The following is a 281-nucleotide window of genomic DNA, read 5'->3' as shown; positions in this document are numbered from 1 at the left end:
CACCGGCCTCAAGGGGCGCCTATCGCCGCGCCCCTTGAGAATCCCCGGCTCTTTACTGCGCGCTTCGCTCGTGGGGTGAACGTGTTTCAGATACTTCCGTTATCCACCGCAAAATGCCGCCGCTTAGGCGGTACCTTCGCTTCAGGATTACTCGGCCTCTGGCCTCGCCCTTCGGGTCGTTGCTTTGCAACGCTGTCTCGCTTCGCTCGGCTCGAGCCTTTGGTCTCGAACCGTTCGCTCAGCGCCATTTTTGACTGCGGTTTTGAGGCATTTCGACCGTA

Annotated in this window: 1 other RNA gene; it reads right to left on the bottom strand. The window is 59.8% G+C overall.

The window, feature by feature from the left end:
• Positions 1-145: 145 nt before the first annotated feature.
• A non-coding RNA gene (locus tag GEAM_RS22955) (RtT sRNA) lies at positions 146-243 on the bottom strand.
• Positions 244-281 lie beyond the last annotated feature (38 nt).

Source organism: Ewingella americana ATCC 33852, assembly GCF_000735345.1.
Classification (GTDB): Bacteria; Pseudomonadota; Gammaproteobacteria; order Enterobacterales; family Enterobacteriaceae; genus Ewingella; species Ewingella americana.
The sequence above is the reverse complement of the archived record's forward strand: the minus strand, read 5'-3'. Positions and strand labels throughout refer to the sequence as shown.